General features: G+C 66.7%; 10 protein-coding genes. 3 read left to right on the forward strand and 7 right to left on the reverse strand.

Going from position 1 to position 13819, the window contains the following annotated elements; genetic code table 11:
* Positions 1-3 precede the first annotated feature (3 nt).
* Positions 4-846 carry a hypothetical protein gene (locus G342_RS0100815; protein ID WP_018181198.1) on the forward strand — a complete coding sequence of 281 codons (843 nt, stop codon included), beginning with the start codon at positions 4-6 and terminating at the stop codon, positions 844-846.
* A 52-nt stretch (positions 847-898) separates the two neighbouring features.
* The gene (gene mtnK, locus G342_RS0100820; protein ID WP_018181199.1) at positions 899-2161 is read left to right on the forward strand and encodes an S-methyl-5-thioribose kinase; all 1263 of its coding nucleotides are present in this window, start codon (positions 899-901) and stop codon (positions 2159-2161) included.
* 22 nt (positions 2162-2183) lie between these two features.
* Here mtnK and G342_RS0100825 read toward each other — a convergent pair whose 3' ends face one another.
* The 5 genes from G342_RS0100825 to G342_RS0100845 all read right to left on the reverse strand — a co-directional run bounded on the left by G342_RS0100825 (position 2184) and on the right by G342_RS0100845 (position 8586).
* Complete coding sequence (locus G342_RS0100825; RefSeq protein ID WP_018181200.1) at positions 2184-3122, reverse strand: glycosyltransferase family 8 protein; 939 nt, start codon at positions 3120-3122, stop codon at positions 2184-2186.
* 230 nt (positions 3123-3352) lie between these two features.
* The gene (locus G342_RS0100830; protein WP_018181201.1) at positions 3353-4369 is read right to left on the reverse strand and encodes an ABC transporter permease; all 1017 of its coding nucleotides are present in this window, start codon (positions 4367-4369) and stop codon (positions 3353-3355) included.
* Complete coding sequence (locus G342_RS0100835) at positions 4366-5910, reverse strand: sugar ABC transporter ATP-binding protein (protein WP_018181202.1); 1545 nt, start codon at positions 5908-5910, stop codon at positions 4366-4368. Before G342_RS0100835 ends, G342_RS0100830 begins: the two co-directional genes overlap by 4 nt.
* A gap of 207 nt (positions 5911-6117) precedes the next feature.
* The gene (locus tag G342_RS0100840) at positions 6118-7368 is read right to left on the reverse strand and encodes an LVIVD repeat-containing protein (protein ID WP_018181203.1); all 1251 of its coding nucleotides are present in this window, start codon (positions 7366-7368) and stop codon (positions 6118-6120) included.
* A gap of 177 nt (positions 7369-7545) precedes the next feature.
* Positions 7546-8586: a substrate-binding domain-containing protein gene (locus tag G342_RS0100845; protein ID WP_018181204.1), complete on the reverse strand. Its 1041-nt coding sequence runs from the start codon at positions 8584-8586 to the stop codon at positions 7546-7548.
* Between the two features lie 297 nt (positions 8587-8883).
* Here G342_RS0100845 and G342_RS0100850 point away from each other — a divergent pair, with 297 nt between their 5' ends.
* Positions 8884-10686: an adenine deaminase gene (locus G342_RS0100850; protein WP_018181205.1), complete on the forward strand. Its 1803-nt coding sequence runs from the start codon at positions 8884-8886 to the stop codon at positions 10684-10686.
* Between the two features lie 341 nt (positions 10687-11027).
* On the opposite strand, the gene G342_RS0100855 is transcribed toward G342_RS0100850, so the two are convergent.
* A complete protein-coding gene (locus tag G342_RS0100855) occupies positions 11028-12662 on the reverse strand; it encodes an FGGY-family carbohydrate kinase (protein WP_018181206.1) in 1635 nt (544 codons plus the stop codon).
* 21 nt (positions 12663-12683) lie between these two features.
* Positions 12684-13781 carry an erythritol/L-threitol dehydrogenase gene (locus tag G342_RS0100860; RefSeq protein ID WP_018181207.1) on the reverse strand — a complete coding sequence of 366 codons (1098 nt, stop codon included), beginning with the start codon at positions 13779-13781 and terminating at the stop codon, positions 12684-12686.
* Positions 13782-13819 lie beyond the last annotated feature (38 nt).

Consider the following 13819-nt stretch of genomic DNA (forward strand, 5'->3'; position numbering starts at 1 on the left):
CGCATGAGCCTGCCGATGCGCAGCCTGTTCGCGAAAGCGGCCCTCGGGGCCGCTTTCGTCGTGATGGCCCTGGAGACCGCCAAGGCGGCCGAGCCGGTCCTGATCTCGTATGAGGCGGCGCCGTCATCGGGCTTCGAGTTGCCGAAACTCGAAAAGGCGAGCTATGCCGTGCGCGCTGCCTTTGCCGTGCAGGCTTTGGCCGATGTCGTGCCGAAGATCGCCGATGCCGTCGGCGTCGACGACCGCAAGATGGCCAGCGAGGTGACGCCGGGCGGCTATCTCCTGAAGACCAACGCCTCGCTGCAGACCATGGCCGATCTCGACGATGCCGCCGCCGACCGCTTCGCCGCGGCGCTCGGCTATGTTTTCCGCCAGCAGAGCGTGCTGGTCTCGCGCCTCGACGAACCCACCGGCGAGACCGATTTCGTCACCGTATCGTTCCCGCGCGACAAGCTTGATTCCGCCGTCGCGCAGGCCTTCTTCGAGAAGGCGGCCTCGGTCGAGACAGGGCTGGGCGGCGGATACACCGCCTTCGGCGACAACCAGATCTTCCTGAATGTCGCGGATGGCGAGGGCAAGCCCTATAGCGGCCTCGACCACGCCGCCTTCCTCGCCGGCCTGACCAAGGCGGCGGCGGATTTTGGTCCGCTGAAGCCGACCGTCACCAACAATGGCAAGGCGGTCGCCCGTTTCATCGAGAACGACTGGAAGTCGCAGCCGGCCGGCGAGGCCCATGTCGCGCGTCTCGGCGGCTCCGGTTCCGACCTCGTCAAGACGCTCGATGCCATCGGCGTCGACTATGCCGCGCTGGTCGGCACCGCCGCCACGCGCTACGGCTGGAAATAGCCGTTCCCCTTCCAGCAGCCGAACGCATTCCCAGACTTGAAGAGCAGGTTCCATGTCGCTTCCCACCCCCGCCGGCTACAAGGCCCTCGACAACCACTCGGTCCTGGCATTCCTCGACGGGCTGCCGGAGATGCGCGCCAAGCTCGGCGGCGCGCCGGAGAGCTGGACGGTCGAGGAGGTCGGCGACGGTAATCTCAACCTCGTCTTCCTGGTCGACGGGCCGGATGGTTCGGTCTGCGTAAAGCAGTCACTGCCCTATGTGCGCGCCGCCGGCGAGAGCTGGCCGCTGCCGCTCGACCGCGCCTTTTTCGAGCAGTCCTACTACCGGGCGGTCGGCGCGCATGTCGAAGGGCTGGCGCCGCGCTTCTACCACTATGACCCGCTGCTCTACGCCTTCGTGATGGAGAAGCTGTCGCCGCATATCATCCTGCGGCGCGGCCTGATCGAGGGCCGCCGCTATCCGCATGTCGCGGAGCATGTCGGCGAGTTCGCCGCGCGCTCGACGTTTGCCACCTCCGACATCGGCGCGACCATCGAGGAGAAGGCGGAGTGGACGGCGAGCTTCGCCAGGAACACCTCGCTGATCCGCATCACGGCGGAGGTGGTGTTCTCCGATCCGCTGAGCGAATCCCCGCGCAATCGCTGGACCAGCCCCGAGCTCGACGGCCTCGCTGCGCGCTTCCGCGCCGATTCCGCGCTCAAGGGCGCCGTCGCCGATTTCGGCTGGCGCTTCCTGACCAGCGGCCAGGCGCTCATCCATGGCGACTTGCATACCGGCTCGGTGATGGTGACCGAGACCGACACGCGGGTGATGGACCCGGAATTCTCGTTTGTCGGGCCGATCGGCTATGACACCGGCGCGTTCCTCGCCAATCTGGTGATGAACTATCTGGCGCAGCCCGGCCATGCTGGCGCCGCCGATGATCGGCGCGAGCATGCCGATTGGGTGCTCGATCAGGTGCCGGTGTTCTGGAACACGTTCAAGCGGCGCTTCCTGGCGCTCTGGGAGACCAGCGCGCGTGGCGACGCCTATCCGGCGACGATGTTCGCCAATCCGGCCGACCAGGCGGCGCTTTCGGCGCGGCGCGAAGCTTTCCTCGACCAGATCTTCGCGGATTCGATCGGCTATGCTGGCGTCAAGACGATCCGCCGTATCCTCGGCTTCGCCCACAATGCCGATTTCGAGCGTATCGCCGACCCGGCCCGCCGGGCGCCGCTCGAGACCAAGACGGCCGAGCTCGCCCGCCAGTTCCTGCTTGAACCAAAGAGTTTCCGGACGCCGGAAGACATCGTCGCGGCGGCGAAGTCGATCTGAGCAGCCCCGGCTCGGCCGGGCCTCAGGCCCTGCTGGCCTCCGTGCCCTGCATGCGGCCGGCGCGGGCGCGAAGCTCGCGGATATGCGGAACGATGAACTTCGACTGATAGTGAAGTCGATAGTCGAGCTGCCGCCAGTATTTGGGCCGCAGCGAAAGCAGGCCCATGATGGTCCGCCGGAAGGTCTTGAACTGCCAGCCGCGGCTCGGCTTGGGAATGTCCGATCCCGAGACCTCGCGATAGGCGTCGAAGATTTCCGCCAGCGGCGATCTCTGGTTGTTCCAGGGCTTGTCGGGGCCAGCGTAGTGGATGATGCGAGGGGTCATTTTCGGGAAGTGGGTGTATTCGCGCGCGAAGAAGTTGAACTTCCGGTCGATGTAGAGAATTCGGTCGCGCGCGACGAGGTTGATCGCCGTCTGATCTGGAAATTTCAGGTTGGGCCGGCTCAGAAGAAGCTGGATCGTCTTGTTGCCGGTCTGTTCGGCGCGCCAGCGATCCAGATTCATGACGAGAACGCCCGAGTTGATGTATTGCTCGGCACGAAGTCCGATCTGGTTCAGGAATGCCGGGCGCATCAGTCCGTCGAGGACGCCGGCAACGAGATTGTTGCCCAGATCGAGATGCCAGAGCTCGGAGATGTCCGAATTGACCACGGCGTCGCCATCGATGTAGATGGCTCGGCTGTGTTCGGAAAGAAGATCGGGAATGAACAGCCGCGCATACATGGCCGAAGACCAGTTCGCGCTTGCCGGCAGTCGGGCGAGAAGGCGTGGATCGACTTGCACGATGCTGCAAGAAATGCCGTGAGCCCGGCAGAAGGCCAACAGCCTGCCGCGACCTTCAGGGCTGATTCCGGCATCGACGACATAGAACTGCGCGTCTCGGTTGTTGATCCAGGCCGAGTAGATGAGCACCATCATGCCCGGGACGAATTTGTTGTCGCCTGCGCTGACGATGATCATTCCGGGGCAGTCCGATTTTTCCGATGTTATCGCCGACACTCGTCGACGGAGGCCTGCCTGGACGGCAAGATCCGCTGAGATGACCTGACTGTCCAGTGTTTGCAATAGGTTGCATAACGAATCATTGCTGCCAGAGCTAGTGCTGATTGCAGCGGCGGCCCAGCGATTTGCGTTAAGAATGCGCGCGACCCGCGTTGCCGCGGGTTCGCCAGGCCGATGAAGCGCCCGGACTACCGCTTCTTCTTGCCTAACCCGAAGGTCAGCGCCAGCGCGCCGACGAGGACGACGCCCTTGACGAAGTCCTGCGTGTAATAGGGCGCGTTCAGCATGGTGAGGCCGTTCAGCAGCACGCCGACGAAGATCGCGCCGAGCACGGTGCCAAGCACATGCGGCCGGCGCTTGTCGAGCACGGCGAAGCCGATCAGCGCGGCGGCGACGGCGTCGAGCAACAGCGAATTGCCGGCCGAGACGTCGCCGCGGCCAACCCGCGAGGCGACGATCAGGCCACCCAGCGAGGCGAGCGTGCCGGAGATCACATAGGCCCAGAGGCGGTAGGCCTTGGTCGGCGCGCCGGCGAGATGCGCCGCCGTCTCGTTGCCGCCGATGGCGTAGAACACCCGGCCCCAGCGCGTCCGCTCCATCAGGAACCAGGCCAGCAGCGCGACGACGGCCATGACGATGACGGGGTAGGGGACGGTATCGAACAGCCGGCCACGGCCCAGGATGAGGAAGGCCGGGTCATAGGCGCCGGTCGCGGTGGTGCCATTCGGCAGCATCATGCCGGCGGTGATCGAGCGGCCGCCGGTCGGGATCAGCTGCAGGCCGGCGAGCAGGAACATCGTCGAGAGCGTTGCCAACAGGTCGGGCACACCGACGCGCACGATCAGCAGGCCGTTGACGAGCCCGATGAAGGCCCCCATCAGCAGCACGAGGCCGAGCGTCTCGAAGGCGTTCATCTGCAGCACGACCATGGCATAGCTCGCCGCCATCACCGAGGAGGCGGCGACGCTGCCGACGGACAAGTCGAAGCCGCCGGCCGACATGGTGATCGAGACGCCGACGCCGAGGATGGCGACGACCGAGACCGCCTGCAGGATGGAAAACAGATTGGCCGAGTTGATGAAGGCGGGCTGGGCGTACCAGAAGCCGACCAGCATCAGCGCCAGCAGCACGAACAGCGCATATTTGCGCGCCGTCTCGGCGAAGGTCGAAGCTGGCTTCGACGAGGATGCGGCGTGATCAGTCATGATGTTGGTCCTGTGCCGTCGGCCCGGGTCTCGGCGCTTTCGACGCTGCCGATGACGGCGGCGAGGCCGCCTTCCTGGCTGCCGTCGGCCTCGTAGAGGGAATGGTCGCGCATGACGAGGATGCGGTCGGCAACCTCGAGCGCCTCTTCGGTGTCGCTGGTGGCGATCAGCGTCGCCGAGCCGGACTGGCTGTTGCGGATCGCGGCGATCAGATCGGCGCGGGCGCCGACATCGACGCCCTGGAACGGTTCGTCGAGCAAGAGCAGCCGGCAGGGCGCGGCCTGCCAGCGCGCCAGCACCACCTTCTGCTGGTTGCCGCCGGAAAGCTGGTCGAGCGTGTCGTCAGGGCTCTGCGCCTTGATGCCGAGCCGGCCGATCGCTTCCGACGCCACCAGCCGCTCGCGCGTCTCGCGCAGGATGCCGAGCGGGAACCAGCGCGGCAGATGCGGCAGCGCGATGGTGCCGGCGATCGACGCGCCGGGGATTTCGGGCGGCAGCAGCGACGAGGCCCAGCGGTCCTCGGCCACCATGAACACGCCGTTCTCGATCGAGCGGGCCGGCCCGTTCGAGAGCCACGGCTTGCCATCGAGCGTGAAGGAGCCTTCGACGAGGGTCTCCAGTCCGAACAATGCGCGCAACAGCCGGCTCTTGCCCGAGCCGAGCGTGCCGGTGATGGCCACCACCTCGCCGGAGCGGAGGTCGAGGTCGAAGGGCCGGGCGCCCGGAATGATGCGGGCCTTTCGGATCGAGGCGAGGATCGGCGCGGTCGAGAGCGTGCCGGCATGCGCACTGGCATCCAGCGTGCGGCCGATCATGGCGGCGATGGCTGCGGAAAAATCGATCGGCCTGGCGAAGGAGGCGACAACCTTGCCGCCGCGCAGCACCACCGCGCGGTCGGCGATCGCGGCGAGATCGCCGGTCCGGTGCGAGATGTAGAGGATGGCGATGCCGCTTTCCTTCAGCCGGCGCAGCACGGCAAACAGCCGATCCGCCTCTGTGGCCGAGAGGCTCGAGGTCGGCTCGTCGAGGATCAGCACCGACGCCTTGGCGGCGACGGCGCGGGCGATGGCGATCAGCTGGCGTTCGGCCGGGCGGAGATCGATGAAGTCGCGGTCGAGCGGCAGGTCGAGGTCGATCAGCGCGGCGATTTCCTTGGCGCGCTTGCGGGTCGAGCGCGGCGAGACGAAGAAGCTGCCGGTGCCGCAGAGCTCGTTCAGCGTCAGATTCTCGGCGACCGTCAGCCCCGCCGCGCCGGCCTGGTCGGTCGCCTGGTGCACGGTGGCGATGCCGGCCGCCTGCGCTTCGCCCGGCGAGGCGAAAGAGACGATTTTGCCGTTCAAGAGGATGGTGCCGGCATCGGCGCTGATCGAGCCGGAGAGGATCTTGACCAGCGTCGACTTGCCGGCGCCGTTCGCTCCCATCAGGGCGACGATCTCGCCGGCCTCGACGACAAGATCCGCACCGGCGAGCGCCCGCGTCGGCCCGAAGGATTTTTCGATTGCCCTGACGGAGACGACGATCTGGTTAGGGGAGGCTGGCAAGGTAGCTGGGCTTCGCGCTGGCTGGATGTTGACGGGCTAAGGCGGAATTCCCTCCCCCTTGTGGGGAGGGTTAGGGTTGGGGGTACCGGCTCGGTCTCTCCGGAGAGCCACCACCCCTTGGCGTTCATTCTTTTCGGCGCTGGTACCCCCACCCCGACCCTCCCCGCAAGGGGGAGGGGGGAAGAAGGTGTCGCGCCCAGGCTCAGCTCACCCCTCATATTCCATGATGGCGAGGCCGGCATTGTAATCGGTCGAATAGATGATGCCGTTGGCGTCGACGAACAGATCGGCCGACTGGATCACCTGCGGACGATTGGCCCGCTTGTCGACCATGCGCTCCGGCGCCGCCGGCACCAGCGCGCCGGTCTCCTTCGGCTCGAACGGATTGGAAATGTCGAACACGCGCACGCCGGCGTTCTGGTAGGTGGCGAAGATGAGCGTGTCGGAGACAAAACTGCCCGGCCGGTTCTCATGCAGGTTATGCGGGCCGAAATGGCCGCCCTTGGCGGTGTAGTCGGCTTCGGACGGCGTCGGCAGCGTCGATATCGAGATCGGGTTCGCCTTGTCCTGGATGTCGAAGATCCAGGTCCGCTTGCGGCCGTCTTCCTCGTGGTCGAGCACGGCCTCGTCGGCGACGATCAGGAGGTCGCGCTTCGGCAGGGGCAGGGCGGAATGCGTGCCGCCACCGAAGGGCGGCGACCAGTTCCGGTGCGTGATCAGCTTCGGTGCCGACTTGTCGGCGATGTCGAGGATGGTGAGGCCGCCGTCGCGCCAGCAGGCATAAGCCGTGTCGCCCTCGACCAGGCCGTGATGCAGCGCGTAGCGCCGGCCCTCTCCCCATGTCGGCTGCTCGCCGCCGGCGAGATGCATGCCGGGGATCCACCAGCGGCCGGCCTCGACCGGCTTGGTCGGGTCCTGCAGGTCGACGATCAGGAAGATGTAGTCGCTGTAGCCGTCAAGGAGCGCCGAGACATAGGCGTAGCGGCCGCCGACATACCAGATGCGATGGATGCCGACGCCCTCGACCGGAAAGAAGCCGATCTGGCGCGGCGCCGTCGGCTTCGAGATGTCGTAGATCGCCATGCCGGCCGACCAGTTGCGCGAAACCCTGCCGGCGGCGGTACCGACCGTCTCGCCGACCGATTTCGTGTAGTAGACCTTCTCGTCGACGGCGAAGGCGGCGTCGGCGAAAAGGTCGCGCGCATGGATCACGAGCAGCAGGTCGTCATGCGTCTGCAGGTGGATCGTCCAGGTGTTCGGCGGCGCCGGCACGAACACGGTCTCGCCGGGGTTCTTCGGATCGCGCACGTCGATGATGGAGAAGCCCTGCGACCAGGGATGCGCCACATAGGCGAAGCCGCGATGCACCATGACCTGCAGCGCATCCGGCCGGCCGCCCTGGTCGGAATGGCCGATCAGGCGGATGTTCTTGGCATAGTCGGGCGTCGGCAGCGTCATGGCGTCGATGGCTTTTCGGTTGGTCGATCATGGCATTGCCGGGCGCGGGCCCGGCAATTCGGCATTCACAGCCCTCTCCGTCATCCCCGCGAAGGCGGGGATCCATTCAGCCGAGACCCAACCCGGCTGAATGGATCCCGGGCCTGGCCCGGGATGACGTCAAACCGTCTGCAGGCCTTACTTCGCGGTCGGGATCCAGTCGGCCTTGGCGGCGTCGCTGTCCTTGAAGGCCGGGAACTTGTCCTGCAGTTCCTCGATCGTCTTGATGTTGTTGTCGACGAGGTCCTTCTTGGTGACGAGCGTCGGCTGGATCAGCACCGAGCGGCCGGGATCCTGGCCGGCGATCAGCTGCGCCAGGGCGCGCACCGAGACTTCGCCGACGACGGCCGGGTTGGTGGCGGCGGTGGCGACCCAGGGGCTGTTCGGCTCGAGCATGGCCTGGATGTCCGAGGTCGAGATGTCGACGCCGTAGATCTTGACCTTGTCGGCGACGCCGGCCTCGTCGATGGCGAGCTTCACGCCGCGGGCGAATTCGTCCCAGGGGGTGAAGACGACGGAGAGCGTCGGGTTGGCGGCAAGCACGGCCTTGGTCTGGTCGGCGACGGAGGCCGGAACGCTGTCGTTGACGACGCCCCAGGTCGCGACTTCCTTGATGCCCGGATACTTCTTGCCGAAGTCCTTCCAGACGGCGTAGCGGCGGTCGAGCGGCGCGAAGCCGGCGACATAGACGGCGCCGCCGTCGAAGGTCTCGCCCTGTTCCTTGACCGCCTGCTCGAGCACGAGGCGCGCCATGTCGGCGTCGGACTGCTCGATCTGCGGGATCTTCTCGTTGTCGAGATTGACGTCATAGGCGACGACCGGGATGCCGGCGTCGAGGGCCGCCTGGGCGACGTCCTTCAGGGCCTCGGGCTGGCCGTTGTTGATGACGATGCCCTTCACGCCGAGATTGATCGCCTGCTGGATCAGCTCGCGCTGCGCGTTGATGTCGTTGCGCGCCTGCGAGAGATTGGCCTCGACACCGAGCGCTTCGGCCTGACGCTTCACGCCGGCCTCGAAGGCCTGCAGCCAGTCGCCCGAGCCAAGGAAGCTGATGACGGCGATCTTGACGCCGCCCTTGTCGAACGGCGCCGGTGCGCCGGCGATGCCTTCAGCGAACGCGCCGGAAGAAAGCGCCGTCAGGCCCGCGGCCAGCGCGAGCGAAAGAATTTTTTTGCCCATGTCCCATACCCCCGTTTCAAGGATCGAACTCTGCGACGGCGCGAGAGGCACCGGTGATGCCCGCCGTCACAATTGGTTGCCAAGCTAGCGTTCTCGCGTCGGGCATAAAGGAACATCTTTTCATTTCAAGCCAAAACTCGGGACATTTGTTGCTTCGGACCGTGGCGCGGTCGGGTGGCCCGCTGCGTCGATCCGCCGAAGGCGTCGAGGCGTGACAATCGCCGGGATCGCAACCAGAATTCACCGATTGGCAGAGCGCGTCGCAGGGGCGCGTTTCGCAAGGAGCGAAGACATCGCATGACCAGGCTCACCCGCTTCTCCGTCGCGCCGCTCGCGACCATGACACGGCGTCTCGCCGACGTGGCCTCCGGCCGCACCGCGCCCGACCTCGTCATCAAGGGCGCGCGCGTGCTCTCGACCTATTCGGAGCGGATCTTGGCCGAGCGCGAGATCTGGATCTCCGGCGGTCGCATCGCGGCGGTGAAGCCCTCCGGCACGCACAAGGGCGGCGCCAGGGCGATCTATGACGCGAAGGGGGGCATCATCGCTCCCGGCCTGGTCGATCCGCATATCCACATCGAATCGTCGATGGTGACGGCCTGCGCCTATGCCGAGGCGGCGCTCCTGAACGGGACGACGACGATCTTCTGCGACAGCCACGAGATCGGCAACGTCATGGACGTCGCGGGCGTCGAGGCGATGCTGGAGGATGCGCGCGTCGCGCCGCTCTCGATCTTCCTGACGGTCCCATCGACCGTGCCGGCCACCTCGCCGGAGCTGGAGACGGCCGGCGGCGACCTGACGCCGGACAAGATCGCGGCACTGTTCGACAAATGGCCGGAAGCCGTCGCGCTTGGCGAGAAGATGGATTTTGTTCCCGTCGCCATGGGCGACGAACGCAGCCACGCCATCATCGCGGCGGCGCTATCGCGCGGACGGCCGGTTTCGGGTCACGTCTATGGCCGCGAGTTCGTGGCGGCCTATGCCGCCTCCGGCGTCACCGACACGCATGAGGCGATCGACCGCGACATCGCCGACGACATGCTCGAGGCCGGCATCTGGCTGTTCCTGCGCGGTGGCCCGCCGACGACGCCGTGGCATTCGCTCCCCGAAGCGATCAAGACGATCACCGAGCTCGGTTCCTCGCACAAGCGCATCGCGGTGTGCACCGACGACCGCGACGCCGACGATTTGATGCATTTCGGCCTCGACTGGGTGGTGCGCGAGGCGGTCAAGGCCGGCATGTCGCCCGAACAGGCCTGGTCGATGGGCTCGCTGCATGGCGCCACACGCTTCGGCCAGGAGAACGAGATCGGCGGCATGGGCGGCGGCCGCCGCGCCGATCTGGTGCTGATGGGCGACGATCTCGACCCGCAATCGACCTGGTATGGCGGCGAACTGGTCGTCGACGGCGCCAAGATCACGCCGATCCTCGATGCGGCGCTTTCCGATCGCTACCAGTATCCGAAGGCCGCCTACCAGACGGTCAAGCTGCCGAAAGGGTTGAAGCTGACCCCGGAGCTGCCGGCCGGCCCCGGCACGCTGCACGCGATCCGCACCGAGCTTCCCGGCATCACACTCGGCCACGAGAAAATCGAGATCGAGGCGGCGAACGACTGGCAGACCCTGTTCGAGCGGCACGGCCTCTGTTTCGTTACCGTCGTCGAGCGGCACGGCAAATCGGCCGGCAATGTCGCGCATGGCGTTCTGTCGAATTTCAGCCTGCTGCGCGGCGCCGTCGCCTCGTCGGTCGGCCATGACAGCCACAACATCATCGTCGCCGGCACCAACGAACCGGACATGCAGCTGGCGCTCGACACGGTGGCGGAAACGCAGGGCGGCGTCTGCGTTGTCGCCGACGGCAAGGTGCTGGCGAAGATCGACCTGCCGATCGCCGGTCTGCTTTCGGACAAGCGCGTCACCGAGGTGGCCGAGGAGACGCGGGCGCTGAAAGTCGAATGGGAGAAGGCCGGTTGCTCGATCCCCTATATGGGCTTCAACCTGATCCCGCTCTCGGTGATCCCCGAAATCCGCATCACCGACAAGGGCCTGGTGCTGGTGCCGGAAATGGCGATCCAGACGCTGTTCGAGCCGGCCTGAGGCAAGAGAAGACCCGGGATCGCGAGATCCCGGGCTCTTCACGGCAGGAATGGCTTCTTCTTCACCTCTCCGTGAGGAGACCTTTGCAGAACACTCAGGTCGCCGTAAGGCCCACGCTTTGTGGGCAAGGCTCCGTCGCCCCGGCGGAGGCCAGGGCCCATGAACACTGGCGAGAAAGCTTGGTGCAGCCCATCCTTCGCAGGCCGGTGCGTCTGGATCCCGGCCTTCGCCGGGATGACGGTGGGAGGTGGCAAGACCCGACCCGCGCGATGAAGGCGGTGTTGCGCGTAGATCCCCTCAGGGAGAGGTGAGAAGTAGGGCTTTGCCCGGTTTCATCGCCTTCAGAGCGCCGCCGCCACCAGCTTCCGCGCCGCGCGGTCGGCCTGTTGCAGAGCCAGGAACACCTTGTATTTGGCGTCGTGGATTGCCGACGTCTTGCCGCCCGAGGGCTTCTGCTCGGCGCTGAGGCGGGACATCCGGTCGATCGCCGCCACCGCGTCCGGATAGGCGCCGGCCGCCACAGCGCCAAGGATCGCCGCGCCGAGCAGCACCGGCTCGCCGGTTTCCGGAATGGCGATGGTGAGTCCGGTGGCGTCGGCCATGATCTGGCGCACCAGCGGGCTTTGCCCGGCGCCGCCGGAGACGACGATGGTGTCGAGTTCCGCCCCCTGTTCGGCCAGCGCCTCGACAATCTGCCGCGCGCCATAGCCGAGGCCGCAGAGGCCGGCGAGATAAAGCCGCGCCAGGCTGTCGAGATCCTCGTCCATGTCAAGCCCGGCGAGCACGGCGCGCGCCTGCGGATCGGCGTTGGGCGAGCGGTTGCCCAAAAATTCCGGCACGACCTGGATCGTCGCGGCCAGGCGGGCGAGCGCTTCCGGCGTCGAGGCCAGCGCGCCGACGCGCGCTTCGAGCACGCCGAGCAGCGATTTGCCGGCGGCCTTGGCCTTCGCGCTGGCTTCCGCATGGGCCGGGTGCAGCTTGACCAGATGGTCGATCGCAGCGCCCGCCGCCGATTGGCCGCCCTCGTTCAGCCACAGGCCCGGCAGCATGGCCGAGAAATACGGACCCCAGACCCCGGGCACGAAGCGCGGTTCGACCGTCGTCGTCATGGCACAGGCCGAGGTGCCGAAGATGTAGGCCATCTGGCGCTTGGCGTCGGTGGCGCGGTCCGCCGTGTCGCGGGCGCCGATCGAGCCGATGCCGCCGGCATGCGCGTCGATCATGGCGGCGCCGACCGGGATGCCAGCCTTCAGCCCCAGTTCGTCCGCCGCCTTCTGCGTCAGGCCGCGGCCGAGCGGCGTGCCGGGGTCGACGACGTGGGTGCCGATGCGGTCAAAGCCCTCGTCGGCCAGGATCCCGAGGCCGATCTGGCGGAAATAGCCCTCGTCCCAGCGCTTCTCATGCGCGAGATAGGTCCATTTGCAGGTGACGGTGCAGACGGAACGGTCGAGGCTGCCGGTAGCGCGATAGGTGAGCCAGTCGGAGAGGTCGAAGAAATGCTTCGCCTTGGCGAAGCTTGCCGGCAGGTTTTCGGACAACCAGAGCAGCTTCGGCGTTTCCATCTCCGGCGAGATGACGCCGCCGACATAGGCGAGCACGGGATGGTTCGTCGCGTTGATCCGGCGCGTCTGCTCGGTGGCGCGGTGGTCCATCCAGACGATGATGTTGCGGGCGGGGTCGCCGGACTGGCTGACGGTGACGGGCGCATCGTCGGCATCGATCAGCACCAGCGAGCAGGTGGCGTCGAAGCCGAGGCCGGCGACGGCGTCGGGCGCGACGCCGGCCGAGGCCATCGCCTCGCGCACCGAAGCGGTGATCGCCTGCCAGATGTTCTCGGACGATTGCTCGACCACGTCGCCGGGCTCGTGCCAGAGCGTGATCTCGCGCTTGGCCGAGGCCTTCAGCACGCCGTCCGCGTCGAAGATGCCGGCCCGTGCGCTGCCGGTGCCGACATCGATGCCGATGAAGAAGCTCATGAAACGGTCCCTGTTTCGGTGTCAGCCGGCCGCGTCGGCGCCATAGCCGGGGCGCAGCAGCACCTTGATCGAGTCGAGGCCATAGGCCTTGTCGATCGCCACGTCCCAATCCTTCAGGCCGTAGTGATGGGTGACGATGCCCTTCGAGGTGACGAGGCCGCGCTGCAGCAGGTCGATGGCGATGGGGTAGCAATAGGGGCCGAGATGGGCGCCGCGGATATCGAGTTCCTTGCGGTCGCCGATGATCGACCAGTCGGCGCTGGTCTCCGAGCCGAAGACGGAGAACTCGACGAAGCGACCGAGCTTGCGCACCATCTCCAGCCCCTGCGTCACGCCGGCCGGCACGCCCGTCGTCTCGATATAGACGTCGCAGCCATAGCCGTCGGTCAAGGCCCGCACCACCTCGATCGGGTCTTCCTCGCGCGGGTTGATCACCACGTCGGCACCGAACGACTTCGCGAGAGCGAGTCGTTCCGGCACGAGGTCGACGACGACCAGCTTCTTCGGCGTCTTCAGGTGGGCGACCTGCGTCATGAACAGGCCGAGCGGGCCGGCACCGGCGATCACCACGACGTCATCGAGCTGGATGTCGCCGCGATTGACCGTGTGGATGGCGCAGGAGAGCGGCTCGATGATCGCCGCGTCGTCGAGCGAGATCTCTTCAGGGATCTTGTGGACGCGGGCCGTCTCGGGGATGCGCATGTATTCGCACATGCCGCCATCGGCGACCTGCTTCTGGAAGCCGAAGATGTTGTGGATCTCGCACATCCAGTACTGGCCCGAGCGGCAGTAGCGGCACTTGTCGCAGGGGACGATCTGCTCGGCGATGACGCGGTCACCGACCGCGACGCCGAAATGCTCGGCCGCTTCCTCGCCGATCTGGTCGACGCGGCCGAAAAACTCGTGGCCCGGGATCACCGGCGGCTTCACATAGGGGTTCTGGCCGCCCCAGAACATGTTGGCGCCGGACCAGCACTTGCAGTCGCTGGCGCAGATGCCGCAGGCGTCGATCTTCAGCACCAGCTCGCGCCGGCGCGGCTCCGGCCGGCCGACCGCCTCGACGCGATAGTCCTTCGGTCCGTGGCAGACGATCGCCGTCATCGTGCGCGATTGAAACATCGGGGCCTCCGCAGGGATTGCGGGCAGCTCGTCCGAAC

The organism is Kaistia granuli DSM 23481 (assembly GCF_000380505.1).
GTDB lineage: Bacteria > Pseudomonadota > Alphaproteobacteria > Rhizobiales > Kaistiaceae > Kaistia > Kaistia granuli.